The 22,493-nt window shown below is 72.1% G+C and carries 26 protein-coding genes and 2 tRNA genes; 14 read left to right on the top strand and 14 right to left on the bottom strand.

The genetic code is table 11. The features are described 5' to 3' along the window. Nucleotides 1–67: 67 nt before the first annotated feature. Together NO900_RS04245 and NO900_RS04250 are read left to right on the top strand one after the other, a co-directional pair. Complete coding sequence (locus NO900_RS04245; RefSeq protein WP_256407976.1) at nucleotides 68–1,084, top strand: 5-methyltetrahydropteroyltriglutamate--homocysteine methyltransferase; 1,017 nt, start codon at nucleotides 68–70, stop codon at nucleotides 1,082–1,084. Then, nucleotides 1,084–2,154 carry a methionine synthase gene (locus NO900_RS04250; protein WP_256407977.1) on the top strand — a complete coding sequence of 357 codons (1,071 nt, stop codon included), beginning with the start codon at nucleotides 1,084–1,086 and terminating at the stop codon, nucleotides 2,152–2,154. The genes NO900_RS04245 and NO900_RS04250 overlap by 1 nt, the downstream gene beginning before the upstream one ends. 63 nt (nucleotides 2,155–2,217) lie before the next feature. On the opposite strand, the gene NO900_RS04255 is transcribed toward NO900_RS04250, so the two are convergent. Further along, on the bottom strand, nucleotides 2,218–2,691 hold the full coding sequence (locus NO900_RS04255; RefSeq protein WP_256407978.1) for a luciferase domain-containing protein: 474 nt from the start codon (nucleotides 2,689–2,691) through the stop codon (nucleotides 2,218–2,220). Nucleotides 2,692–2,781: 90 nt separating this feature from the next. On the opposite strand from NO900_RS04255, the gene NO900_RS04260 reads away from it, so the two are divergent. After that, nucleotides 2,782–3,531: a sugar phosphate isomerase/epimerase family protein gene (locus NO900_RS04260; RefSeq protein ID WP_256407979.1), complete on the top strand. Its 750-nt coding sequence runs from the start codon at nucleotides 2,782–2,784 to the stop codon at nucleotides 3,529–3,531. Between the two features lie 35 nt (nucleotides 3,532–3,566). Here the strand turns inward: NO900_RS04260 and NO900_RS04265 are convergent, their stop codons facing one another. The 8 genes from NO900_RS04265 to NO900_RS04300 form a co-directional block, all read right to left on the bottom strand. Further along, nucleotides 3,567–4,433 carry a DUF7547 family protein gene (locus NO900_RS04265; protein ID WP_256407980.1) on the bottom strand — a complete coding sequence of 289 codons (867 nt, stop codon included), beginning with the start codon at nucleotides 4,431–4,433 and terminating at the stop codon, nucleotides 3,567–3,569. Nucleotides 4,434–4,493: 60 nt separating this feature from the next. Beyond that, nucleotides 4,494–5,789 carry a GNAT family N-acetyltransferase gene (locus NO900_RS04270; protein ID WP_256407981.1) on the bottom strand — a complete coding sequence of 432 codons (1,296 nt, stop codon included), beginning with the start codon at nucleotides 5,787–5,789 and terminating at the stop codon, nucleotides 4,494–4,496. Between the two features lie 52 nt (nucleotides 5,790–5,841). Then, entirely contained in the window at nucleotides 5,842–6,492 is a 651-nt protein-coding gene (locus NO900_RS04275) for a CocE/NonD family hydrolase (RefSeq protein WP_256407982.1), read from the bottom strand. 22 nt (nucleotides 6,493–6,514) lie between these two features. Then, nucleotides 6,515–6,913 carry a DUF5778 family protein gene (locus NO900_RS04280; RefSeq protein ID WP_256407983.1) on the bottom strand — a complete coding sequence of 133 codons (399 nt, stop codon included), beginning with the start codon at nucleotides 6,911–6,913 and terminating at the stop codon, nucleotides 6,515–6,517. Nucleotides 6,914–6,999: 86 nt separating this feature from the next. After that, on the bottom strand, nucleotides 7,000–7,998 hold the full coding sequence (locus NO900_RS04285; RefSeq protein ID WP_256407984.1) for an HhH-GPD family protein: 999 nt from the start codon (nucleotides 7,996–7,998) through the stop codon (nucleotides 7,000–7,002). 25 nt (nucleotides 7,999–8,023) lie between these two features. Then, nucleotides 8,024–8,683, bottom strand: a complete 660-nt coding sequence (locus NO900_RS04290; protein WP_256407985.1) for a DUF7384 family protein — start codon at nucleotides 8,681–8,683, stop codon at nucleotides 8,024–8,026. Nucleotides 8,684–8,707: 24 nt separating this feature from the next. After that, a tRNA-Thr gene (locus tag NO900_RS04295) sits at nucleotides 8,708–8,779 on the bottom strand. 103 nt (nucleotides 8,780–8,882) lie between these two features. Continuing rightward, on the bottom strand, nucleotides 8,883–9,548 hold the full coding sequence (locus tag NO900_RS04300) for a DUF7114 family protein (RefSeq protein WP_256407986.1): 666 nt from the start codon (nucleotides 9,546–9,548) through the stop codon (nucleotides 8,883–8,885). Nucleotides 9,549–9,607: 59 nt separating this feature from the next. On the opposite strand from NO900_RS04300, the gene NO900_RS04305 reads away from it, so the two are divergent. The 3 genes from NO900_RS04305 (at nucleotide 9,608) to NO900_RS04315 (ending at nucleotide 11,841) form a co-directional block, all read left to right on the top strand. Then, complete coding sequence (locus NO900_RS04305) at nucleotides 9,608–10,333, top strand: enoyl-CoA hydratase/isomerase family protein (RefSeq protein WP_256407987.1); 726 nt, start codon at nucleotides 9,608–9,610, stop codon at nucleotides 10,331–10,333. An 88-nt stretch (nucleotides 10,334–10,421) separates the two neighbouring features. Then, nucleotides 10,422–10,492 (top strand) — tRNA-Gly (locus tag NO900_RS04310). Between the two features lie 182 nt (nucleotides 10,493–10,674). Continuing rightward, nucleotides 10,675–11,841 (top strand): inorganic phosphate transporter, encoded by a 1,167-nt coding sequence (locus tag NO900_RS04315; RefSeq protein ID WP_256407988.1) that lies wholly within the window; start codon nucleotides 10,675–10,677, stop codon nucleotides 11,839–11,841. 20 nt (nucleotides 11,842–11,861) lie between these two features. On the opposite strand, the gene NO900_RS04320 is transcribed toward NO900_RS04315, so the two are convergent. After that, the gene (locus NO900_RS04320; RefSeq protein WP_256407989.1) at nucleotides 11,862–12,527 is read right to left on the bottom strand and encodes an undecaprenyl diphosphate synthase family protein; all 666 of its coding nucleotides are present in this window, start codon (nucleotides 12,525–12,527) and stop codon (nucleotides 11,862–11,864) included. A gap of 81 nt (nucleotides 12,528–12,608) precedes the next feature. Here NO900_RS04320 and NO900_RS04325 point away from each other — a divergent pair, with 81 nt between their 5' ends. From NO900_RS04325 to NO900_RS04345, 5 genes are all read left to right on the top strand, one after another. Beyond that, a complete protein-coding gene (locus NO900_RS04325) occupies nucleotides 12,609–13,217 on the top strand; it encodes a DUF8056 family protein (RefSeq protein ID WP_256407990.1) in 609 nt (202 codons plus the stop codon). 45 nt (nucleotides 13,218–13,262) lie between these two features. Then, on the top strand, nucleotides 13,263–13,820 hold the full coding sequence (locus NO900_RS04330) for a DUF5812 family protein (protein ID WP_256407991.1): 558 nt from the start codon (nucleotides 13,263–13,265) through the stop codon (nucleotides 13,818–13,820). Between the two features lie 71 nt (nucleotides 13,821–13,891). Further along, the gene (secF, locus tag NO900_RS04335) at nucleotides 13,892–14,773 is read left to right on the top strand and encodes a protein translocase subunit SecF (protein ID WP_256407992.1); all 882 of its coding nucleotides are present in this window, start codon (nucleotides 13,892–13,894) and stop codon (nucleotides 14,771–14,773) included. Then, on the top strand, nucleotides 14,773–16,374 hold the full coding sequence (locus NO900_RS04340; protein WP_256407993.1) for a preprotein translocase subunit SecD: 1,602 nt from the start codon (nucleotides 14,773–14,775) through the stop codon (nucleotides 16,372–16,374). The genes secF and NO900_RS04340 overlap by 1 nt, the downstream gene beginning before the upstream one ends. 186 nt (nucleotides 16,375–16,560) lie before the next feature. Next, on the top strand, nucleotides 16,561–17,313 hold the full coding sequence (locus NO900_RS04345) for a TMEM165/GDT1 family protein (protein WP_256407994.1): 753 nt from the start codon (nucleotides 16,561–16,563) through the stop codon (nucleotides 17,311–17,313). A gap of 19 nt (nucleotides 17,314–17,332) precedes the next feature. On the opposite strand, the gene NO900_RS04350 is transcribed toward NO900_RS04345, so the two are convergent. From NO900_RS04350 to NO900_RS04360, 3 genes are all read right to left on the bottom strand, one after another. Then, nucleotides 17,333–18,088, bottom strand: a complete 756-nt coding sequence (locus NO900_RS04350; protein WP_256407995.1) for a ribonuclease HII — start codon at nucleotides 18,086–18,088, stop codon at nucleotides 17,333–17,335. A gap of 71 nt (nucleotides 18,089–18,159) precedes the next feature. Then, nucleotides 18,160–18,531 (bottom strand): 30S ribosomal protein S8e, encoded by a 372-nt coding sequence (locus NO900_RS04355; RefSeq protein ID WP_144797511.1) that lies wholly within the window; start codon nucleotides 18,529–18,531, stop codon nucleotides 18,160–18,162. Between the two features lie 119 nt (nucleotides 18,532–18,650). Continuing rightward, entirely contained in the window at nucleotides 18,651–20,285 is a 1,635-nt protein-coding gene (locus NO900_RS04360) for a potassium channel family protein (protein WP_256407996.1), read from the bottom strand. Between the two features lie 192 nt (nucleotides 20,286–20,477). Between NO900_RS04360 and NO900_RS04365 the strand changes: the two genes are divergently transcribed. From NO900_RS04365 to NO900_RS04375, 3 genes are all read left to right on the top strand, one after another. Further along, a complete protein-coding gene (locus NO900_RS04365) occupies nucleotides 20,478–20,876 on the top strand; it encodes a winged helix-turn-helix domain-containing protein (protein WP_256407997.1) in 399 nt (132 codons plus the stop codon). Next, nucleotides 20,873–21,151, top strand: a complete 279-nt coding sequence (locus tag NO900_RS04370; RefSeq protein ID WP_256407998.1) for a DUF7521 family protein — start codon at nucleotides 20,873–20,875, stop codon at nucleotides 21,149–21,151. The genes NO900_RS04365 and NO900_RS04370 overlap by 4 nt, the downstream gene beginning before the upstream one ends. Nucleotides 21,152–21,281: 130 nt before the next feature. Then, nucleotides 21,282–21,983, top strand: a complete 702-nt coding sequence (locus tag NO900_RS04375) for a helix-turn-helix domain-containing protein (RefSeq protein WP_256407999.1) — start codon at nucleotides 21,282–21,284, stop codon at nucleotides 21,981–21,983. A gap of 80 nt (nucleotides 21,984–22,063) precedes the next feature. On the opposite strand, the gene NO900_RS04380 is transcribed toward NO900_RS04375, so the two are convergent. Further along, the gene (locus NO900_RS04380; protein WP_256408000.1) at nucleotides 22,064–22,354 is read right to left on the bottom strand and encodes a DUF7577 domain-containing protein; all 291 of its coding nucleotides are present in this window, start codon (nucleotides 22,352–22,354) and stop codon (nucleotides 22,064–22,066) included. Between the last annotated feature and the right edge of the window lie 139 nt (nucleotides 22,355–22,493).

Below are 22,493 nucleotides of genomic sequence, written 5' to 3' on the forward strand. Positions count from 1 at the left end.
GAGAAATAACTATTGAGCATAAAATACATTAGCAAATATTATACGGCGGCATATCGAACTTCTGGTGATGACTCAACGTGTCGCGGCCACGCCGGGGCTGTACCCGCTCCCGGACCGGGCGAAAGAGACGCTCTCGGACCTCAAGGGCCACCAGAAGGGCGACCTGCTGAGCGGCGACGAGGGCGAGGCGATCGTCGAGCAGTACGACGAGGTCCGCGCGGAGTTCGTCGACGACCAGCTGGACGCCGGCCTCGACCGCGTCGTCGAGGGGCAGGGCCGCTGGGACGACATGATCGCGCACCCGCTGACGGTGCACGACGGCGTCGAGACCGGCGGGATCGTGCGGTACTACGACAACAACAACTTCTACCGCGACCCCCGCGTCGTCGACGACCTCGGCTTCTCCGGCGACGTGGCGCGCGAGCTGGAGGCGGCCGCCGGTCTGCTCGCCGACGCCGACGGCGCCGCCGACGCGCCCCTCGCGGCGACGCTCCCCGGCCCGTACTCGCTGGCCGACCTCGCGACGGACGAGCGCTACGGCGACGAGGCCGACTTCCAGGCCGCGGTCGCCGAGTTCCTCGCGGGCGAGGTGGCGGCGTTCCCCGCCCACGAGACGCTGTTCCTCCTCGAACCGTCGCTCGTCACGAGCCCGCCCGCCGAGGGCGAGGAGTCGACCGCGACGGACGCGATCGCGGCGGTCGCCGACGCGACCGACGCCGACGTGGTCGTCCAGACCTCGTACGGCGCGCTCGGCGAGAAGCTGTACGCCCACCTCGTCGACGAGGCGGGCGCGGACGCGCTCGGGCTCGACCTCGTCGCCGGCGACCGCGACGACACCGTCTACAACGTCCAGGAGTTCGGCGCGACCGACTCGCTGTCGCTCGGGCTCGTCGACGGGCAGAACACGCTCGTCGAGGAGCCGGAGACGGTCGCGGAGCGGGTCGAGTGGTTCGAGTCGCAGGTCCCCGCGGAGGGGTTCGACCGGACCTACCTGACGCCGAACACCGAGCTGTTCTACCTGCCCGCCAACAAGTACCGCGCGAAGCTGAACGCGCTGGCCGCCGCCGCGGAGGTGCTCGACTGATGGTCCGAAACCCCGACGCCAACCGCGACCAGTTCCGCCCGCACGACCACCCGAACGACGCGTTCCTGCTGACGACCGTCGTCGGCTCGTACCCGAAGCCGAAGTGGCTGAACCGCGCCGACGAGCTGGTCGACGACCCCGACTCGAAGTTCGACGAGTCCGACCTCGATGAGGCCCACGACGACGCCTGCCGGCTCATCACCCGCGAGCACGAGCGCGCGGGGCTCGACACGGTCGTCGACGGCGAGATGCGCCGCAACGAGATGGTGGAGTTCTTCGCCGACCGCATCGACGGCTACGAGTTCAACGGCCCCGTGAAGGTGTGGGGCCACAACTACTTCGACAAGCCGAGCGTCGTCGAGGAGGTCGCGTACGACGAGCCGTGGCTCGTCGACGAGTTCGAGTTCACGTCCGACGTCTCCGAGCGCCCCGTCAAGGTCCCGATCACGGGGCCGTACACGCTCGGCTTCTGGGCGTTCAACGAGGCGTACCCCTCCACCGAGGAGCTCGTCTACGACCTCGCCGACCTCGTCAACGAGGAGGTCGAGAAGCTCGTCGAGGCCGGCGCGCGCTACATCCAGATAGACGAGCCCGCGCTGGCGACGACGCCAGAGGACCACGCTATCGTCGGCGAGGCCCTCGAACGCATCGTCTCGGGCATCGACGAGGAGGTCCGGATCGGCCTCCACGTCTGTTACGGCGACTACTCGCGGATCTACCCCGAGATCAACGACTACCCGATCGACGAGTTCGACGTCGAGCTGTGTAACGGCGAGTACGAGCAGATCCCGACGTTCACCGAGCCGACATTCGAGCCCGACCTCGCGCTCGGCGTCGTCGACGCTCACACCGCCGAGGTCGAGCCGATCGAGGAGATCAAGGAGAACATCCGGCAGGGGCTGCGCGTCGTCCCGCCGGAGAAGCTCACGGTCTCGCCCGACTGCGGGCTGAAGCTCCTGCCGCGCGAGGTCGCGTACGGCAAGACGGAGAACATGGTGACCGCGGTCCGCGAGGTCGAGGCCGAGATCGATTCCGGCGCGATCGACGTGGATAATCCGCTCGACGACTGAGGCGCCGTTTCGGTAGCTTCCGGATCGGTGACGTCGGAGGCCCCGAATCCCGGGCCGGCGCGGCTACTCTTCCGGTGCGCCGACTCTCCCGGGGCGACGACGTTCGAAAGCGCTCCGGACGGACTCCGAGGGGTCGAGGGCGTCGAGCTCGGAATCGACGTCCACGGCGGTGTACTCCTCGGCGCCGGCGGGAGTCTTCTTGAGGACGTTCACGTGGTACAGGTACGACAGCCTGACGAGCCACCGGGCGTGATCGTAGTCCCCCGGACGCTCGATGTAGAACGTGGTCCACCCCGAGTCGTCGAGGAGGTGGTGGACGCCCGTCTGGTCCGTTTCGACCAGCGCGTCGCGGAGCGCGCGGAGGTAGGCGATGTCGAGCATCCCCCACGCGTGGACGTGACCGACCTCTCGCGGTCCGACCAGCCACTCTGTCCCCCCGAACCGATGCTCTCCGACGGTCACGCCGGGCCACGACCCGACGTCGTCGACGAGCCGCTTGACCGTCCGCTCGACCGCCTCGCGGTCACTTTGTGTCATGGTACCATTCCGTGGGCGGACCGGATAGCTCTTCCTCGTCACGCGTCGCCCCGGCGCCACCTATACGTGGCCGCCGTCCCCACCGCCGACATGGAGATCGGTCTCACCGTCGGCGACGACCTCGACCGGCTCGAAGCGTCGCCGACGCGGTTCGACTTCTGCGAGCTCGGCGTCGGCGAGCCGACGCTCGCGCCCGGGGAGATCGACCCGGACCGGCTCGCGGACGCGCTCGACGGTCGCGACCTGCTCGTCCACCTCCCGTACGGCCAGCGGCTGGCCACCTACGTCCCCGAGGTGAACGACGCCATCGTCGACTACCAGCGGCGGCTCCTGGAAGCGGCGGGCGGCCTCGGCGCCGAGAAGGCCGTCCTCCACGCCACCTCCGCCGACCGCGACGACGTCGCGTTCCGCGAGGTCGCCGCCGAGCAGCTCCGCCGGGTCGCGGACGCCGGCCGCGAGGCGGGCGTCGAGGTCGTCGTCGAGAACGTCGGCCACCAGCACGCGGGGCTCCAGCTCTCCGTGCTCGGCGAGACGGCGCGCGACACCGACACCCCGATCTGCTTCGACGTGGGCCACGCGTACATGGAGGGCGGCGACAAGGCGATCGCGCGGTTCCTCCGCGCCCACGGGGACCGCGTCTCGCACCTCCACTGCCACGACGTGCGCCGCCGGGGCGACACCCACCTCCCGATCGGCGCCGGCGAGGTGGACTACGGGGCCGTGGCGGCCGAGCTCGACGGGTTCGACGGCACCGTCGCGCTGGAGGTGTTCACCGACGACGACGCCCTGCTCGTCGACTCCGCGGAGCGCGTCGCCGACCGGCTCGGCGCGGAGTTCTGAGGGCGAACGACCGTGACGGTGCGTCTCGCGGGGGATCAGTCCGCGTCGCGGTCGCCCGCGTCGTCCGGGTCGTCGCCGCCGGCCTCCCCCTCGGTCGCGGAGTCGCCGGCCTCGCCGTCCGCGCCGTCTCCGTCGGGGTCGGGCTCGCCGTCCGCGGCGTCGCCGTCGATCTGCCGCTTGATCGACTCCAGTTCCGACTCGACGTCGACCTCGGGCGCCGGGTCGTCCTCGGGCTCGTCGTCGGCCGCCTCCCCGGAGTCCGCGTCGGGATCGGTCACGTCGATCCGGATCCCGCGGCCGCCGGCGGAGGGGTCGTCGCGCCCGCCGCGCTCGTCCCGGTCGGCCGTCTCGCGTCCGCCGGTCTCGCGTTCGCCGTCGTCGTCTCGACCGCTTCGGCGGTCGTCGCGCCGGTCCTCCCGTCGCGCGGCGTCGGCCTCTCTCCGGCCCTCCTCGATCCGCGACTCGATCTCGGCCGTGAGGTCGCGGGCGTCGGCGATGATCGAGCGCGAGGCGGCCTCCTCGGGGAGGTCGGCCTCGGAGAGCGCGGTCCGGAGCTCCGAGAGCGACCGCGCGAGGCCGGCGCTCGCGCCGTCGCGGACGTCGGCGAGGCGGTCGGCGGTCCCGTCGGCGTCCCCGGCGACGCTCCGCCCGGGGTCGGCGAGCCGGAGGGTCCCACGGAGCAGTTCGAGCGACTTGATCGTCGTCTCCAGGAGGGCGATGACCGTCGGGATGGTGTACTGCTCGGTGAACCGGACCAGGTCCGAGAGGCTGGGCGGCCGCGGCGGCCCGCGGCGGTCCCGGTCGGTCTCCTCGAGGTCGCGGCGGAGCTCGCCCAGCACGTCTTCGAGCTCGTCGAGCCGCTCTTCGAGCTCGTCCTCGCGTCGGTCGTCGCGGGAACTCATGTCACGGGGTACGCGGCGCGCGAATAAAAAGCCCGGCCGGCGAGGGCGCCGAAGCGGGGCTCAGAACCCCTCGCGGAGGTGCGTCGTTCGCGGCGGGAACAGCGCGCGGAGAGAGGCGGCGGCGTCGCCGTCGAGGGGGCGGTCGCCGGGACCTCCGAGCCGGCCCGCTCGGACGACCTCGTCGACGGACCGATAGCCGACGTACAGCTGGGAGAGGGCGCCGACGTCGATTTCGGCACCGGCGGCGTCCGGGTCCGCGGCGTCGCCGGCGGCGCCCGGGTCCGCGGCGTCGTCGAGGGCGTCACCCTCGCCCCCGTCGACCGGCTCGACCGCGACGCTCCCGTCGGCGACCGCGACCCGGAACGTCGCGTCGTTCCGCGGGACGAGGGGGTCGTCGACCGCGAGCGAGAGCGCCGCCTCGACGCCGGGGTCCGGGTCGAGCGCTCCGAGGGCGGCGGCGACGTCGACGAGCCGGACCATCGGGCCGGTCCGGACCTCGCAGTCGACCGCGCGGGGGTCCTCGACGAGGTCGAGCAGGGGGGCGTCCGGCGGGGCCCGGATCCGGACCTCGGCGACCTGCGAGTCGTGGTTGCGGCAGAAGCGCAGGAGCTGGAACCACGCCTCGTCGTCCGCGACGGCGACGTCGGAGACGCGCATGACGGTGTCGTCCGCCTCGTCCGCGTCGTCGTCGAACGAGTACCGGCAGAGCCCCCGGAGCTCCCCGCCGCGCGCCCAGCCGTAGACGAACGGGTCGGTCTTCCAGCCCCGGACGACGCGCTCTCGCCACCACGCCTCGCTCCAGTCCATCGTGAGGTCGTAGCGCTCCGCCGTCGCCGCGAGCAGGGGTCGCACGGCCCCGTAGTCGCCCTCGCCGAGCCGGCGGAAGGACCCGGCCGCGTCGCCGTCGGTCGCGATCAGGTCGTCGACGAACCCGAGCTGATCGGGCGGCGCGGCGAGCGAGCGGTAGCGGCTCGCGGTCGCCCAGCCGTAGCCCGCGTAAAAGGAGTGCTCGAAGGGCCACAGCGTCGAGACGGCGACGCCCCGCTCGCGGTACTCCGCCAGCGACTCCCGGAGCACGCGGGCGACGTTCCCGCGCCGCCGGTGCTCCGGCGGCGAGGCGACCGCCGAGAGCCCGGCGACCTCGCGGTCGGCGCCGCGGATCCGCAGCGGGAAGAAGTGGTGCGCGCACACCGCCACGGGGTCGTCGGCCGCGTCGAAGAGCCCGCGCCGCTCGGCGATCGTGTCGTGGCCCTCCGCCTCGTCGGGGTCGTACGGGCCCTCGGCGGGGGCGAACGCGTACCGCATGAACGCGCCGAACTCGTCGGCGCGCTCCTCCGGGAAGGGTCGGTACTCCATACGCGGTCGGCTCGCGGGAGCGGAATAAGTCTTCCCGGGCGACGACCGGCGGTCACCCGCGATCCGTCCGCAGCCGCGGCTCGAAGAACGCCGCCGCGCGCTCGCCCGCTTCCCCCGCGCGTCCCACGAGGAAGTGGTCCGACTCGAACGCCGCCGTCTCGATCCCCAGCTCCTCGGCCCGCTCCGCGACGGGCGCCCAGTCGGCCGTCGAGTCGCGGGTCGCGTACGCGATCAGCGTCGGCACGCCCATGCCGACCAGGTCGCCGAGCGCCGCGACCGCGTCGACGTCGGGGGTCAGCCGGGCCGTCGGCGCGAGCGCGCAGACGCCGGCGAGGCCGGGGCGCGAGGCGGCCGCGACGAGCGCGACCGTCGCCCCGAACGAGAAGCCGAACAGCCCGACGCGGTCGTAGCGCTCGGCCGCCCAGCCGACCGCGTTGTCGGCGTCGGTGCTTTCGCCGTACCCCTCGTCCCAGTCGCCGTAGTCGAACCGGAGGCAGTCGATCCCGCGGTCGGTCAGGGCGTCGCTCACCGCCCGCAGCCGCTCGTCGCCGCGGTGGCCGCGCTGCTGCGGGTGGGGCGGGCAGGCGACGACGACCGCGTCGGCCCGGGGGTCGTCGCGGTCCGATCCGGCCCCGTCGCTCGCGGCGGCGTCGAGGGTGGCGCGCACGTCGCGGCCGCCGGGAACGAGGACGGTGTCGCTCACGAGTGGAGGAACCGCCGCCGCCTCAGGGCACCCGCGTCACGCGGTCGACGTCGTTGAGGGCCGCGAGGTCGTCGGCGAGGGCCGCCTGGTCGACGCCGGCCTCGTAGTAGAAGACGATGTCGAAGCTGCCGTCCCGGAGGAGCTGCTGGCACTCCCAGACGAACTCCTCGCCGTCGAGGGTGCGCCCCTGGAACTGGTTCGAGGAGAAGCTCGTGTCGTCGTTGCCGGCCTCGATGTACGCCTCGCCCTTCCCGGCGTGGTCGGCGATGACCTCGTTGATCGCGACCGTGAGCTCGTGCATCTCCAGGTCCTCCTCCCCGCCGAGCGTCGTGTGGACGATACAGCCCAGGAGTTCGATGTCGCCCGGCTCCAGCAGCGCCTTCGTCCGCGCGTAGAGGTCGGAGTCGACGGTCTCGCTCATACCCGTCGGTTCCGGCTCCGCTGATAAACGGGTGACGGTTCACACGTCGGGGGTACTTATCCGGCCGCGAGACGACCCGAACCGACTCAGTCCCTGAGCCGAACCGCCGGCTCGTCGCCGCTCTCGTCGACCGCGACCAGCCCGTCGTCCGCGAGGTCGTCGACGAGCCCGCGGAGCCACTCCCGGCCGTGTTCGCCGTCCGGCGCGTAGTCGACCCGGACCCGCGGGCCGAGCTCGTCCAGCGCCAGCTCGTCGTACTCGCCGAGCGTCCGGACCACGCGACCGCGGAACTGCCGGCGGCTCCCCTCGAAGTCGGGCTGTTCCGGCACGTCGGGCGCGGTGAAATCGCCCGTCTCGTAGGCGTGGCACCACCCGCGCCACGGGCAGCCCGCCTCGTCGCATCGCGGGGTCGTCCCGCAGGCGACGCCGCCGAGCTCCATGATCGCGTTGTTCCAGACCCGGGACTCGCCGTCGGGCATGGCGAGCGAGGCGACGCGCTCGAACGCCGCGTCGTCGTCGGGGACCGCGAAGGCGCGGTGGAGCACGCGCTTCACGTTGGTGTCGACGACGGCGTCGCCGTCGTTGAACGCGAACGAGGCGACGGCGTTCGCGGTGTACGGGCCGACGCCCATCAGCTCCCGCAGCTCGTCGGGCGACTCCGGGAACTCCCCGCCGTAGTCGTCCTCGACCTGTCCGGCGGCCTCGTGGAGGTACTTCGCGCGGTTGTTGTAGCCGAGCGAGTGGTCGGACCAGAACGCGACCACGTCGCCGCGGTCGGCGGCGGCCAGGTCGGCGGTCGTCGGCCACTCGTCGAGGAAGTCCTCCCACGCGGGGACGACGCGGTCGAGCTGCGTCTGCTGGCTCATCACCTCGCTGACGAGGACCTCGTAGGGGTCCTCGGTGCGCCGCCACGGGAAGTCGCGGTGGTCGGCCTCGTACCACTCCACGAGCGCCTCGCGGACCGCGTCGAGGTCGGCCGGGAGCTCGGGGGCGTCGCCCTCGGCGATCCCCTCCGTGCCGCCGTCGGTGCGGGGAATCCCGTCGCCCCTCCCGGTCTCCCCCGCGGTCGCGTCCGGATCGGTCATTACCGGTGCTGGGGTCGGCGGTCGCTTATCGGTGCTGGTCCCCGTCGCCCCGGACCGGCGCCATCGAGCGCGGGTCGCGGTCGGGGCCGGGGTACTCGCCGCCGACCGTTTCTGGGTGGAGCTTCTCGGCCGAGAAGACGGTCGCGAACGCCCGCGGCTCCCGCACGCTCACCGGCAGTCGGTCGCGGAGCCCGGCCGCGGCCCGCGCTCCCGTGAGCGACGGGTCGAGGCTCACGACCTGCATCGCGGCGCCGCGGTACGCCGACCCGAGCGCCGGGTGGTCGCCGGCGGGATGCGCGACCGGCTCGCGCCACGCCTCGACCGCCTCGCGCCAGTCGGCCGCGAGAGCGGCGTCCGCGAGCGCGGCGATCACCGCCTCGGCGTCGTCGAGGAGCGCGTCGCTGGCGACGAGCGTCGTCCACGAGTGCGCGCGCAGCGCGTCGAGCGCCTCGCGGGCCGCGCCGCCGACGAGGAGGTCGGCCGCGAGGGCGTCGGCGTCGGCGACGACCCGGGCGGGGCTGGGCTCGCGGTCGAGCGGGGAGACGTCGGGGTCGCTCTCGGCGGTGTCGCCCGCCGAGTCCTCGGAGTCGTCAGCGACCGACCGACGCTCCGCGAGCGCCGCGCTCACCGCGTCGGCGTCCGCGTCGTGCTCGGCGGCTCGATCGAAGAGGTCGGCGAAGGTCATTGTCGGGACGACAAAACTCGGAAGAGCCTAGGCCGAGATTTGAACTCGGGGTCTCGTCCTTACCAAGGACGCGCTTTACCGCTAAGCTACCCAGGCGCGCAACCTGTCGTTGACCGGATTCGACTTTATGGGTTTCGATCCGCCGCCGAGTCGTCGCCCGATCCGAGGCAGTGACGACGGGTCGCCGGGTTCCGCTCGCCTACCGGTCCGTCGCGCTCACAGCGCGGTCGGAGATGTCGGCGATCCGGTCGGCGGTCGCGTCCGGGAGCGCGCGCCCCGGCGGCGGGAACTCGCCGTCGTAGTCGGCCGCGAGCTCGCGGGCGTACGTCAGCAGCTCCTCCGGGGGCTCGCCGCCGACGGCGGTGGTGCCGGCGACAACCGCCAGTTCGAGGGCGTCGACCTCCAGGTTCCGGTCGAGCGCGGTCGCCGCCGCGGGGTCGGTCCCCTCGCGGTCGCGGAGGGTCTGGTCGCGGCCGAACGCGCGCACGACCTCGACCGCGGCGCCGGCCGCCTCGGTGCACGCCAGCAGCGAGAAGCCGCGCGAGACGAGCACGTCGGCCGTGAGCACGTCCATGTCGGCGTCGATGTCGGTCTCGCGCGTCGGCGCGGTCACCCACGGCTCCTCGTGGGCCACCGCGCGGGTGAGCCGGAGCCCCTCGTAGATGAGCTGCACGCCGGCCGCGCGGTCGACGACCTCGTCGGGGTTCACCTCGGGGTCGACCGCGCGGGCCGTGACCAGCGCCAGCACCCCGGGCGTCACGGCGGCGTCCAGGATGCGGCGTTCGAGGGCCTCGCGCAGCTGCTCGGGCTCGACGTCCGCGAGCGCCTCGTGAGCGGCCTCACGCGCTCGCGCGGCATCGTCCATTGCCGTCAGGTAGTCGAGCGAAGGGCAAAGACCTTTGGAAACGACCGGGATACGACGCCGTGATCCGCACCCGCACCGACGACCGCGTCCGCGTCGTCACGATCGATCGCCCCGAGCGGCGGAACGCGCTCCGCCCCGAGGACCTGCGCGCGCTCCGACGCGCCGTCACCGACGCCGACGCCCCGGTCGCGTACCTCCGCGGCGCCGGCGACGCCTTCTGTGCCGGCGCCGACCTCGACGCCGTCGCCGCGCTCGCCGACGCGGACGGTCCGGGCGGCGACGCGGACGCCCCGGCGTCGTTCGCCCGGGAGGGCCAGCGCACCGCCGCGGCGATCGCGGGCGCCGACGCGGTCGTCGTCTGCGGGGTCGACGGCGCGGCCCGCGGCGGCGGCGTCGAGATCGCGCTCGCCGCCGACGTCCGGATCGCCACCCCGGCGGCGACGTTCGCCGAGCCCGGCGTCGAGTTCGGGCTGTTCGGCGCGTGGGGCGGCACGGTCCGACTCCCGCGGGTGATGCGCGAGGGCGACGCCCTCGACTTCGCGCTCTCGGGCCGCGTCCTCGACGCCGACGAGGCGCTCCGGACCGGGCTCGTCTCCCGCGTCGTCGACGATCCGCGCGCGGTCGCCGACGCGATCGCGACCGGGGAGCCGGACGCGCTGCGGGCGATCAAGCGGCGGGTGCGCGACCGCCGGGACGACGCGACGCAGGAGGACGCGGAGGTCGAAGCGTTCGCCGCCCTCGTCCGGGCGCACGGCGGGGAGATCGCGGCGTCGAGGAGGGAGTGAACCCCCCGGAGCGCGCGGCCCGCCCCCGGCGCGGTCCCGATGTGACAAGCTTAAGTGGACCTCCGAGCAAGTTGGATACGCGACGCACGCACCGGTAGTGTAGTGGTATCACGCAACCTTGCCATGGTTGCAACCCGAGTTCAAATCTCGGCCGGTGCACTCCCTGCGGTCGTGCACCGGCCTGACTCCCACTCGCTGCGTCGCCGGCGCTACGCGCCGGCTGCAAGAGGGATCTCCGGTCCCTCTCTGCTCGCGGGAGTCTCGGCCGGTGCATTTCTCGAACTTCCGTCCCCGGCGCGAACCTGTTCGCTTAACCGGTCGTGCCGTGTTGTAGCGAGTATATGGTTGAGGCCTTACTTCTCATCGGGTTCGCGGTCGCGGCGTTCGTCGGGTACAACATCGGTGGCGCCACGACCGGTCCGGCGTTCGGGCCGGCCGTCGGGTCGGGCGTGCTCTCGAAGTCGGGTGCCGCGGCGCTGATGTCGGTGTTCTTCTTCGTCGGCGCCGGCACGCTCGGGCAGCGCGTCGTGACGACGCTCGGGGAGGACCTCGTCACCGGGGGCAGCGTGTTCACGCTGGAGACGAGCATCGTGGTCCTCTTCTTCATCGGGGGCGCGCTGTTCGTCGGGAACTTCGCCGGCGTCCCCGCGTCGACGTCGATGACGGCAGTCGGGGCGATCGCGGGGCTCGGGCTCGCGACGGGCACCCTCGACCGGGCGGTGATGGGCGAGATCGCCATCTGGTGGATCGTCGCGCCGATCATCGGCTTCTGGGTCTCCGGGGTCGTCGGGCGCTACTTCTACCCGGCCATCGACAGCTGGGTGGCGATCGACAGCACCGAGGGGGCGCTGTTCGAGTTCGATCGCTCCGGCCCGATCCCGAAGCCCGTCCCGGGCCCGAACACGACCCGGCGCGAGCTCGTGGGCGGCTTCGTCGTCATCGCCATCGGCTGTCTGATGGCCTTCTCCTCCGGGACCTCGAACATCGCGAACGCGATCGCGCCGCTCGTCGCGCTCGACAACGTCGAGATGACGCCGATGATCCTGCTCGGGAGCGCCGCGGTCGCGGTCGGCGCGTTCACGATCGCCCGGCGGACGCTCGACACGCTCGGCAACGACATCACCGACCTCCCGCTGACCGCGGCGATCGTCGTCGCCTGCGTCTCCTCCGGGATCGTCATCAGCCTCTCGGCGGTCGGGATCCCGGCCTCGTTCGTCATCATCGCGACGATGTCGATCGTCGGGCTCGGCTGGGGGCGCGCGACGCGGAGCGTCACGGTGAGACAGGGGATCAGCGGGGAGAAGGAGCCGAAGGTGTCCGTCGGCGCGCTGAAGACCGACGAGACGGCCCCGATCGGCGAGGGGGACCCGACCGACGTCCCCTCGGCGTCTGACCTGTTCAATCCGAGCACGAGCGCGCGCGTCGTCCTGATGCAGAACGTCGTCCCGATCCTCTCGACCGTCGGGGCGCTCGTCACGTTCACGCTGTTGTTCCGGTTCGTCTGGTGAGGCGGGCGGCCCTTTCCCCCTCACCGACCGAACCGACGCTGTCGGTCCTGGAAGTCGAGGACCGCGCGCAGGTAGTCCCGCCTCCTGAAGTCGCGCCAGTTCACGTCGGTGAAGTAGAGCTCGGCGTACACCGACTGCCAGATCGCGAAGTCGGAGAGCCGCTCCGCGCCGGTCTTGATGACGAGGTCCGGCTCCTCCGGGAACACGAGTCGGTCGGCGACGTCGTCCGCGTCGATCTCGGCCGGGTCGAGCTCGCCCGCGTCGACGTCGCTCGCGATCTCGCGGACCGCGGCCGCGAACTCCGCCTTGCCGCCGAGTCCGACGGTGATCCTGACGGGGACGTCCCCCTCGTCGCCGTCGGCGTGGTCGTCCCCTTCGTCGCCGTCGGCGTGGTCGTTGCTCCCGCCGTCGACGTCGTCCGGACCCCGAACGACGAACGGGACGGGGGCGTCGAGCCGACGGAGCTCGCGGATGAGCGTGGGGACCACGGACTCGTCGAGCACCGAGACCGAGACGGTGACTCGCTCGGCGCCGTACTCCAGCGCCCACCCGAGCGCCTCGGCGAGGGTGTCGAACGCCCCGTCGGCGAGGAGGTCGCGCTCGGTGACGACGATCGCGACGTGTTCCGGGGGCTCCCCGTCGTGGAGCCGGTGGCGAACGGCGAGGTACGCGTCGTACAGGCCCACGTGGGGTGGTCCCGTCGCCGGGGCTAAAAGCTCACGTCCACCGACGAGGGGTTTAATTCGCCGTCGGCCCTAACTGCGGCGATGGCAGACAGCTACCGCGGGGTGTTCGGCGCGATCCCCTACGCGATCCGCCACACCGACTCGTGGACCATGCGCGTGTACGGCGTCGTCGGCGCGCTCGCGGCCGGGCTGATCGCGACGGTCGTCACCCTCGCGCTCGTCGTCTGGATGGCGGAGACGGCCGACGTGCAGGGCGGCACGTTCCTGTTCTCGCGCTCGCTGTACGTGATCGCCGGCTTCGCCGCGGTCGCGCCGCTGCTCGCGCCGCTGCTGTTCGTCGCGCGCCGCCACCGCCGCGGCGACCCGGTGAAGCCGGGGTACGACCGGAAGCTGGCGTACGGCGGCTTCCTCTTCCTCTGCTCGCTGTACGTCGGCCTCGTGATCTCCGCGCCGGCGGAGCTCCGGGACCCGACCGAGTCCGCGGTCGTCGGCGCGCTCTACGCCCTCCCGCAACCGGTCGGGATCGTCCCGCCGGTCGCCGCCGCGCTCGTCGTGTTCGCGGTCCACTACCGGCTTCGCGTGACCGGCGACGGCACCGACGACGCGGGCGGCGCGGGCGGCGCGGCAGCCGACGCGGCGGCCGCGGACGAGCCGGCGACCGCGGCCGACGATCCCGCGGTCGACGACTGACGCGCCTCGAAACCCCGAAAAGGGTCGGTCGCATACCACGGTGCAATGACCGACGAGCCAGAGCGCACCGACGCGGACGCATCGGAGGGCGCGAGCGGGACGGAGACGGCCGACGGAACGGAAACGAGCGACGGGACGGACGGCAAGGAGAGCACCTTCCTCGTCACGCACGTCGAGAGCGACTCGGCGGTGCTGAAAGACGTTCACGACGGCCAGGTCCACACGCTGAGCTCGAACCCCGGACTCGACGTCGACGACGCGGTCGAGGCGACCGTCGCCCCAGACCCGCCGATGGAGGTCACGTACCGGGTGGTCGACGTGACGGAGCGGCGACCCCTCTCGATCGAGGAGAGCGAGGAGCCGCCGACCGTCCACGAGCGCGAGCTCGCGGCGGAGACGCCGACGGGGGAGCTCGCCCGCGAGCCCCGCGCGGGCGAGGGCGAGGTCCACGTGCTGACGCCGCCCGAGTCGGACACCGAGGACGCGGTCGCCGACGTGATCGAGGACCGCGAGGCGACGCTGTCCCGGGCCGCCCGGCTCGGCGTGAACCGCGTCGAGGTCCGCTCCGAGCCGGGGATCGTCAGCGTTCGGTACATGCCGTGAGGCGGTCTCGGGGGCGTCGGGTCGCGGGCGAGTGAGAAGGCTTATTCGCGCCCGCGCAGGAACCGCTATTTATGGTAGCGATCGACGTACCGGAGGTCAACTACACCGAGTACTCGAACCGGCAGCTCGTGGCGATCCCGCTCGCGGTCCTCGTTCTCGCGCTCGCGATCATCCTCGGCTGGTACCTCGTCACGGGGGCGCCGGCGAACCTCGGGCTGGCGTTCACGGGCGGCGTCGAGCTCCGGATCGCCGACGACGGTGGTAACGTCGAGGAACGAATCGAGACCGAGTTCGACAGGCAGCCCGACTCGATCCGGTCGATCCCCGCGGACGACGTGTTCGTCGTCACCTTCCGCGCGGCCGACGAGGACCCCGAAGGGCTGGCCGAGGGGCTCTCGCAACAGGCCGACGACGCGGGACTGACAACGACGGCGATCGACCAGGTGTCCCCGAGCTTCGCGGGCGACACGGCGCGGACCGCGGTGTTCGGGGTCGCGCTGGCGTTCCTCGGGATGAGCGTGCTCGTGTTCGCGCTGTTCCGGACGTTCGTCCCGTCGCTCGCGGTCGTCGCCTCTGCGTTCTCCGACCTGGTCATCCCCGTCGCCGTGATGAACCTCCTCGGGATCCAGATGACGCTGGGAACGATCGCCGCGCTGCTGATGATCATCGGGTACAGCGTCGACTCCGACATCCTGCTGAACAACTCCGTGCTGCGTCGGACGGGCGACTTCTACGAGTCGGTGAGCCGCGCGATGCGGACCGGGGTCACGATGACGCTCACCTCGATGGCGGCGATGATCGTGATGGCGATCGTCGCGACCGTCTTCGGGGTCGACCTCCTGCGGAACATCGGCATCATCCTCGCGGTCGGGCTCTGTGCCGACCTGATGAACACGTACCTGCTGAACGTCTCGCTGCTCCGCTGGTACAAGTTCGAGGGGGTGAAGCGCTAATGCTTGAGCCGATCAGGAACAACTGGCGCATCCTGCTCTTGGTCGTGGTCGTGGTCGGCGCGTCGGTCGCGCTGTTCGCCCCGCAGTTCGGTCCCGAGACCGCGCCGGGCGAGAACCAGAGCGAGGTGAGCCAGGGGATCACGAACCTCCAGTACGGGCTTGACCTGGAGGGCGGCACCCGCGTCCGGGCCCCGCTCGAAGGGTACACCGCCACCGGCGTCGACTTCGGCGGGGACGATCCCGTGACGGTCGAGCAGGCGGTCGCCGACGAGCTCGACGGCGTGCAGCTCCGCGACGTGGGGTCGAGCGTCGGCGAGGACGTGCGGGCGGTCGAGGTCACCGACCCGTCCGTGAGCGAGGAGGAGTTCCGAGCGGCGATGGACGCCTCGGGGTACTCCTACGAGAGCATCCGTCCCGGCGTGACCGCGGAGACCCGCGACCTCACGCAGAGCATCATCGAGGGGAAGATCAACGAGGCGGGGCTCTCGGGCGGGAGCGTCCAGCAGGTCCAGTCCCTCGGCGGCGAGTACTTCATCCTCGTCGAGGTGCCCGGCGAGAACCGGAGCGACGTGGTCTCGCTGCTCCAGGAGCGCGGGACGGTGCAGATAGACATCGCGTACCCGAGCGGGAACGGCACCGCCGTCGAGGAGGGGGTGCTCACGCAGGACGACTTCGAGAACATCGGGACGGCCTCCCAGCGGGACCGCGGCACGGGCTCGTACGTGCCGGTGAACGTGCGGAACACCGCCTCCGGCGGTCAGCAGTCGCCCGCCGCGACGTTCCAGCAGGCGGTCGTCGACCGCGGCTTCCCCTCGGCGTACCAGTCCGAGGCGGACCGCTGTCAGTACAACCCCGAGACGGGCGAGATCGAGAACTCGAACCCGTGCCTCCTGCTCACCGTCGACGGCGAGGTCGTCAACTCCTTCGGGATGGACCCGGAGCTCGCCGACAGCATGGCGAGCGGCTCGTGGGCCGACACCCCGAACTTCCGGCTGACCACGCCCGAGTTCTCGACGGCCCAGGAGATCTCGGTCAACCTGCGCGCCGGCGCGCTGCCGGCGGAGCTCGACATCAGCGGCGAGGGGACGTCGAGCACAATCTCGGCCGCGCAGGGGGAGAACTACAAGAACTACTCGCTGGTGACGGGGATCCTCGCGGTGTTCGCGGTCGCGGGCATGGTGTTCCTGCGCTACCGCGAGCCCGCGGTGGCGCTGCCGATGATCGTCACGGCGCTCGCGGAGGTGTACGCGCTGCTCGGCTTCGCCGCCCTCGTGAGCTACCCGATCGAGCTGGCGGTCATCGCCGGCTTCATCGCGGTCGTCGGGACCGGCGTCGACGACCTCGTGATCATCGCCGACGAGGTGATGAGCGAGGGCGAGGTGAACTCCCGGAAGGTGTTCAACTCCCGGTTCCGCCGGGCCTTCTGGGTCATCGGCGCCGCCGCCGCGACGACGATCGTCGCGATGTCGCCGCTCATGGTGCTCTCGCTCGGGGACCTCTCCGGGTTCGCGATCTTCACCATCCTCGGCGTCCTGATCGGCGTCCTGATCACCCGACCGGCGTACGGCGACATCCTGCGCCGCCTGCTGACGATCCGGTGAGGCGTCGCGGGAGCGGTCGACCGCCCCGTCGCCGCTCCGTCGCGTTTCGACCATGTCGATCGGGTCACCACCGATAATAGAGAGCCGACAAACTCTTAATTTAGACTCCTCTAAACCGCCCATGAGGACCGGCGGCCGCCCCGGAGCGGGGGGCTCGACCGACGAGCGTCGGGAGGACGGGAACGCATGACATACGCCGAGATACTGATCGTCGCCTTCGCGGCTCAGCTGGCCGTGCTTCCGGGCGAGAAGGTGCAATTCATGATCGCCGCGCTGTCGACGCGGTACGACCCGAAGGTGGTCGTCGCGGCCGCCGCGTCGGCGTTCGCCGGCTGGACGGCCGTCGAGATCGCCTTCGGACAGGCGCTGCAGGCGACGCTGCCGGGGGTCGTGCTCGACGCGGTGACCGCGGCCCTGTTCTTCGCGTTCGCGTACCTGCTGTACCGGTCGATGCCCGACCGCGACGCGGCCCGGATCGCGTCCAGCGACGGCGGCACGGAGGCACCGGCCGCCGGCGCCGACGCCCCGAGCCCCTCGGCGGCCGACGCCGACTACGCCGACCTCGACTCGGTGACGCTTCCGGGACCGCTCGACAGGTACCGGGGGTCTCTCGGGGGGTTCCTCCCGATCTTTGTGCTCATGGCCACGGGCGAGTTCGGCGACAAGACGCAGCTCGTCACGATCGGACTGGCGGCGCAGTACGGCGTGACCTCCGCCATCTGGGTCGGCGAGATGCTCGCGATCATCCCGATCAGCCTCGCGAACGCCTACTTCTTCCACACGTTCGCCCACCGGTTCGACGTGCGGCGGGCGCACATCGCGTCCGCGGCGCTGTTCGCCTTCTTCGGCGCCGACACCGTCCTCTCGATCGTCGCCGGCGTCTCCGTCTGGGAGACGTTCATCGGCGCCGTGAACGGGGCGGTCTCGACGCTGGCGTAGGGCCCGGGTCGACCCCCGGCTAGAACTCGTCTAACGCCGACTGCTCGGCCGCTTCCAGCACGTCGTCGCAGGTCGCCCACGACCGCCGGGCGCAGTCGGGAACGTCGCCCCGGTCGGCGACGTACGCGCGCAGGAACGACCGCGTCGTCGGGTCGCTCGGGTAGCCGCTCCCGACGCCGTCGTACGCCGGGTATCGGTCGTCGATCGCCGCCATCCGGGCGTCGCGGGCCACCTTGGCGACCACGCTCGCCGCGCCGACGACGGGGTCCGCCTCGTCGGCGCCGTGGAAGGCCTCGACGTCGACCGCGGGGCCGGCGGTGCCCCCGGGACCGCCGCCGGGGTCGTCGCTCTCGGGGTCACCGTCGTCGGAACCGTCGCCGTTCTCCACGAACTCGGCGAGCCGCCGCGCGAACCGCGCCTCGCTCGTGTCGCCCGCGTCGGCGACGACGCGGACGGGGCGCTCTGGCCGTTCGCCGCCGGCGAGTCCCCCGATCCCGGCGAGCGCGGCCCGCACCGCCCGCGCCTGTCCGCGGACCGTGAGCGTGTTCATGTCGGTGTCGGGGCGGTCGATCTCCGCGGGCTCGACGGTCGCGACGCCGACGGCGACGCGGTCGCTCCCGCGGACCGCCTCGGCTATCGCCTCGCGCCGCTCGGAGGAGAGCCGCTTCGAGTCGTCGACGTCGGCCGGGAGGCTCGACGGGGCCGCGAGCACGGCCGCGGCGACCATCGGCCCGAGCACCGGGCCCTTCCCCGCCTCGTCGACGCCGAGGTACACGCGTCGCTCGTCGTCGTCGAGGGGTAAATACGTTCAGAAAGCGGGTCGGCGGCGGTCGACCGGGACGCCGTTCAGTCGATGAGGACCGCGTTGACCTGGCCGGTCTGGCCGGGGCGGGAGGTGACGCGGGCGCGGCCGGCGGACGTGTCGATGACGGCGCCCTTGGTGACGATGTTCCGGCGGGCGTAGTTGACGTTGGATGGGTTGTCGACGACGTTCTCGATCTCGGCCTCGCTGACCTCGCCGCCGTCGGCGACCTGCGCGACGTTCGTCGAGAGCGCGCGGACCTTCTTCTCGGTGCCGCGGGAGTCGATGTACTGGACGCGCGTCTCGCCGACCGTGGTCTCGGCGGGCTCGCGGCCGAGCTGGTGGCGCTTCTTGTTCGAGGCGTGCTTGAGTCGGCCGCCCGTCCGCTTGCGCGTGGAGCGTCCCTGGTCTTTCATACAGGGACGAACAGCCAGCGAATACTTGAAGCGTTCGACTCGCCCCGGCGCCGAGCCGCCGCGTGACGGGTCGACGCCCCGTCACGGCGCGGCGCGAGGCCCTCGGGAGCGGAGGGCGCTCACGCGAACCGTCGTTCGAACTCGCGGATCCCCTCGTCGGTGCCGACGACGACGAGCTCGTCGTCCGGACCGACCCGGGTGTCGGGACCGATCTCCGTCACGGTCTCGTCGTCGCGCTCGATCGCGATGACGGTGCAGCCGGTCGCCTCCCGGACGTTCGCCCGCCCGATCGTCCGGCCGGCGAGGCGCGGCACGCGCCTCCTGACGACCTCGATCCGCTGGTCGAGCGAGAGCACGTCGCGGTCCTCGATGACGGTGGAGGCGGACAGCCGCCCGGTGACGGTCGCGAGCGAGAGCACGTAGTCGGCGCCCGCTCGGTGCATCTTCCGGACGCTCGCGGGCTCCTCGACCCGGGCGAGCACCTGCGTGTCCGGCGCCAGGTCGCGGACCACGAGCGTCGTGAACTCCGTCGTGGTGTCGTCGGGGAGCGCGAGCACGACCGTCTGCGCCGCCTCGACGCCCGCGGCGCGCAGCGTCTCGGGATCGGTCGCGTCGCCGACCACGTCGACGCCCTCCGCGTCCTCGCGGTCGACGACCGTGACGGGGAGGTCGGCCGCCGTGACCGTCTCGGCGACCGCGCGGCCGACCTGCCCGTACCCGACGACCACGGTCTCGCCGGCGCCGAACCGCCGGGTCGCGGAGTTCGTCAGCTCGACGAGCCGTTCGAGCTGGTCCGACCGCCCGGAGACGAGCAGCACCGTCCCGGCCGACAGCGTCGCGTCCGGCGGGGGCGCCGCGTCGAACTCGCCGTCGACCCACATCCCGATCACGTTGACGCCGGCGCGCTCGCGGATCCCGCTGTCGGCGAGCGTCGAGCCGGCGAGCGGGCTCCCGTGCGGGACCGCCACCTCCGCGAGCCGCAGGGAGTCGCCGATCGCGACCGCCTCGTCGAGGTCGGTCCGGAGCGCGGTCGTCACCTTCGCGGCGAGGCTCTCGCCGAGCAGCGACCGCGGGGAGAGCACCTCGTCCGCGCCCGCGAGCCGGTGGTACCGCTCGCGGTCCGGGTCCTCGACGACGCTGATGACGCGCACGTCCGGCGACAGCTCCTTGGCGGCGAGCACGATGCTCGCGTCCACCTGGTCGGAGACGTCCGTCACCAGCGCCCGCGCGTCGGCGAGGTTCGCGGCCGCCAGCCCCTCCGTCGACTCCGGGTCCGCGCGGATCACCGTCCGGCCCGCCTCCTGAAGCGCCGCGGCCCGGTCGCCGTCCGGCTCGACGATCACGTAGGGGATCCCGTGGGAGTCGAACTCCGCGATGAGCGCCGCCGACCGCGAGGTGTCGGAGCAGACGACGACGTGGCCGGACAGGCCGTCGTCCAGCGACGCGGGAGCCGTCGTCGAGAACGCCTCCTCCAGGAGCGGCGTCACCACCACCGGGAGCGCGCCGATGAGGAGGACCATGCCCACGAGGTCCATCACGGCGATGAACGCGTTCATCCGCTGGCTCTCCCACGGCGCGTCCCCGCCGAACCCGGTGGTGGTGAACATCTCGACCGAGAAGCGCAGCGCCTCGATCATCGTGACCGCGTCGCCCTCGTAAACCCGCATCCCGTAGCGGTAGACGACTGCGGTGAAGATCAGCACGAAGAGGACGAAGCCGAAGTACCCGCCGACGCGGCGCTTCCACGAGTCCATCGACCCGACGTACGCGACCCACTCACAAAAACGGGATGCGTCCGGCGTCGTCGCGGGTCCGGCGACGCCGCGGTCAAATGACGCCGCGGTCCGGCGGCGTCGCCGACGGTGCCGCGCGCGCTCGACGCCGCGCCGCGCGCGGCACGGCCGAAGTTCGATGGTTTAAGACGCGGGGGGATCCAAGTGGAAGCCATGGTGCGGGACCCGTCGCGCGAGGAGGACCCCCCGTCGGTCGACGACGTGCTGGACGCGCTGGCCGACGACGCCGCGCGCCGGATCGTGGCGGCGCTCACCGAGCCGAAGACGGCGAGCGACCTCTCCGAGGAGTGCGACATCCCCCTGTCGACGACGTACCGGAAGCTAGAGAAGCTCACCGACGCCTCCCTGCTCCGGGAGTCGACGGACATCCGCCGCGACGGACAGCACACCACGCGCTACTCCGTCTCGTTCGACGCCGTGACGGTCTCGATCGACGACGCGGACGAGGGGGGAGACGCCCCCCGCGAGCTCACCGTCGAGTTCTCCCGCCCGGAGCGCACGCGGGACGAACGGCTGGCCGACCTGTGGTCGGAACTGCGAGAGGAAACATGACAACGCACATCGACCTCGCCATCATCGTGGCAAAGACCGCCATCCTCGTGCTCGGTGGCAGCATCACCTACTACGCGCTCCGCGCGTACGGCAGGACGGGCGACCCCTCGCTGCGCGCGCTCGGGATCGGCTTCGGGATCGTGACCGTCGGCGCGCTGATCGGCGGCGTCTCCCACCAGGTCATCGGCGCGTCCCTGGCGGTCGGGATCGCGATCAACAGCCTGCTGACCGCGGTCGGCTTCGGCGTCATCGTCTACTCGCTGTACGTGGAGTGACGCCGTCGGCGTCGCTCTTGGGGGGCGTGGTTTCGCCCCGGGACCACCGTCGAGTCCGCGGAGGGATGTCGACGTCCGACGAACCCCGTTTTCGGTAGCCTTTTGCGGCGTTCCGCCCTCGGACCGGGTAATGAGCGACGCACGCGAGGAGCTCTCTCGCCGGATCGCCGGCGAGATAACGCTCAGCGACGACCCCGGGGCGACGCTCCGGAAGTGGCGGACCGACTTCGACGTCTCACAGACCGAGCTCGCCGACCAGCTCGACGTCTCCTCGTCGGTGATCTCCGACTACGAGAGCGGGCGACGCGAGAGCCCCGGGATCGGCGTCGTGCGCCGGATCGTCGACGGGCTCTTGGACATCGACGAGCGGCGCGGCGGCGGGCGCCTCCGCCAGTACGCCCGCGTGCTCTCGGCGGGCTTCGAGAGCGACATCGTCCACGACCTCCGCGAGTACGCCACCGCGGTGCCGGTCGGGGAGTTCTACGAGGCGATGGACGCCACGGAGGTCGTCCGCGGGGATCGCGACACCGTCAACGGCCACACCGTGATCAACTCCATCGAGGCGATCACGCGGCTCTCAAGCGAGGAGTTCTACCGGCTGTACGGCCAGTCGACCGACCGCGCGCTCGTGTTCACGGGCGTGACCCGCGGCGAGTCGCCGCTGGTCGCGCTCCGCGTCGTGAGCCCGACGCCGAACGCGGTCGTCCTCCACGGGATCGAGGCCGAGGACCTGTGGGAGCACGCCGCCGACCTCGCGCGCGTCGACCGCTTCTCGCTGGCGACGTCGACCCGCGACCTCGACGACTGCCTCGCCGACCTGCAGGCGCTCTGACCGCCGCCGGGCGCTCTGACCGCCGGCGGACGCTCTGACCGTCGTCGGTCCGCGACGAAGAAGACGACGGCGACGGGTCGTCACCGGGCGACGCGACCGAGCGGGCCGTCGGCGTCGCGGTCGAACGCCATCGTCCCCGGCAGCTCACTCACGCACGACCGACAGAAGCGATAGCCGAGCTCGTTCGCGGTGCCGCAGTCGGGGCACTCGACGACGCCGTCGTCGGCGTCGACGGGGTCGGCGCCGCCGCCGGGCGCGCCGGTTCCGGTCGCCGCGCGTCGCTCGCGGAGGCGATACCCGGAGTACGCGAGCAGCGCGTTGATCGCGATCCATCCGATCAGGATCCCGAACTGCCACTGGTCGCCGATCATGGTACCACCACCGTTCGAATCTACGCGCTTCGGAGACAAAAACGCGGTGCCGCCCTCCTTCGGAGGGAGCGGGACGGCGCGGGATCCGGCGGGGGCGACTCCGGGAGTCGGCGAGGGCGACTCCGGGAGTCGGCGAGGG

The organism is Halorubrum rutilum (genome assembly GCF_024494565.1).

Excerpts from the sequence above, each read along its gene's own strand:
- NO900_RS04270 (WP_256407981.1), bottom strand. The coding sequence starts at position 5,789 with ATGGAGTACCGACCCTTCCCGGAGGAGCGCGCCGACGAGTTCGGCGCG.
- NO900_RS04345 (WP_256407994.1), top strand. The coding sequence starts at position 16,561 with ATGACATACGCCGAGATACTGATCGTCGCCTTCGCGGCTCAGCTGGCC.
- NO900_RS04375 (WP_256407999.1), top strand. The coding sequence starts at position 21,282 with ATGAGCGACGCACGCGAGGAGCTCTCTCGCCGGATCGCCGGCGAGATA.
- NO900_RS04355 (WP_144797511.1), bottom strand. The coding sequence starts at position 18,531 with ATGAAAGACCAGGGACGCTCCACGCGCAAGCGGACGGGCGGCCGACTC.
- NO900_RS04255 (WP_256407978.1), bottom strand. The coding sequence starts at position 2,691 with ATGACACAAAGTGACCGCGAGGCGGTCGAGCGGACGGTCAAGCGGCTC.
- NO900_RS04300 (WP_256407986.1), bottom strand. The coding sequence starts at position 9,548 with ATGGACGATGCCGCGCGAGCGCGTGAGGCCGCTCACGAGGCGCTCGCG.
- NO900_RS04290 (WP_256407985.1), bottom strand. The coding sequence starts at position 8,683 with ATGACCTTCGCCGACCTCTTCGATCGAGCCGCCGAGCACGACGCGGAC.
- NO900_RS04360 (WP_256407996.1), bottom strand. The coding sequence starts at position 20,285 with ATGGACTCGTGGAAGCGCCGCGTCGGCGGGTACTTCGGCTTCGTCCTC.
- NO900_RS04365 (WP_256407997.1), top strand. The coding sequence starts at position 20,478 with ATGGTGCGGGACCCGTCGCGCGAGGAGGACCCCCCGTCGGTCGACGAC.
- NO900_RS04280 (WP_256407983.1), bottom strand. The coding sequence starts at position 6,913 with ATGAGCGAGACCGTCGACTCCGACCTCTACGCGCGGACGAAGGCGCTG.
- NO900_RS04340 (WP_256407993.1), top strand. The coding sequence starts at position 14,773 with ATGCTTGAGCCGATCAGGAACAACTGGCGCATCCTGCTCTTGGTCGTG.
- NO900_RS04245 (WP_256407976.1), top strand. The coding sequence starts at position 68 with ATGACTCAACGTGTCGCGGCCACGCCGGGGCTGTACCCGCTCCCGGAC.
- NO900_RS04380 (WP_256408000.1), bottom strand. The coding sequence starts at position 22,354 with ATGATCGGCGACCAGTGGCAGTTCGGGATCCTGATCGGATGGATCGCG.
- NO900_RS04260 (WP_256407979.1), top strand. The coding sequence starts at position 2,782 with ATGGAGATCGGTCTCACCGTCGGCGACGACCTCGACCGGCTCGAAGCG.
- NO900_RS04265 (WP_256407980.1), bottom strand. The coding sequence starts at position 4,433 with ATGAGTTCCCGCGACGACCGACGCGAGGACGAGCTCGAAGAGCGGCTC.
- NO900_RS04250 (WP_256407977.1), top strand. The coding sequence starts at position 1,084 with ATGGTCCGAAACCCCGACGCCAACCGCGACCAGTTCCGCCCGCACGAC.
- NO900_RS04370 (WP_256407998.1), top strand. The coding sequence starts at position 20,873 with ATGACAACGCACATCGACCTCGCCATCATCGTGGCAAAGACCGCCATC.
- NO900_RS04315 (WP_256407988.1), top strand. The coding sequence starts at position 10,675 with ATGGTTGAGGCCTTACTTCTCATCGGGTTCGCGGTCGCGGCGTTCGTC.
- NO900_RS04325 (WP_256407990.1), top strand. The coding sequence starts at position 12,609 with ATGGCAGACAGCTACCGCGGGGTGTTCGGCGCGATCCCCTACGCGATC.
- secF (WP_256407992.1), top strand. The coding sequence starts at position 13,892 with ATGGTAGCGATCGACGTACCGGAGGTCAACTACACCGAGTACTCGAAC.
- NO900_RS04330 (WP_256407991.1), top strand. The coding sequence starts at position 13,263 with ATGACCGACGAGCCAGAGCGCACCGACGCGGACGCATCGGAGGGCGCG.
- NO900_RS04285 (WP_256407984.1), bottom strand. The coding sequence starts at position 7,998 with ATGACCGATCCGGACGCGACCGCGGGGGAGACCGGGAGGGGCGACGGG.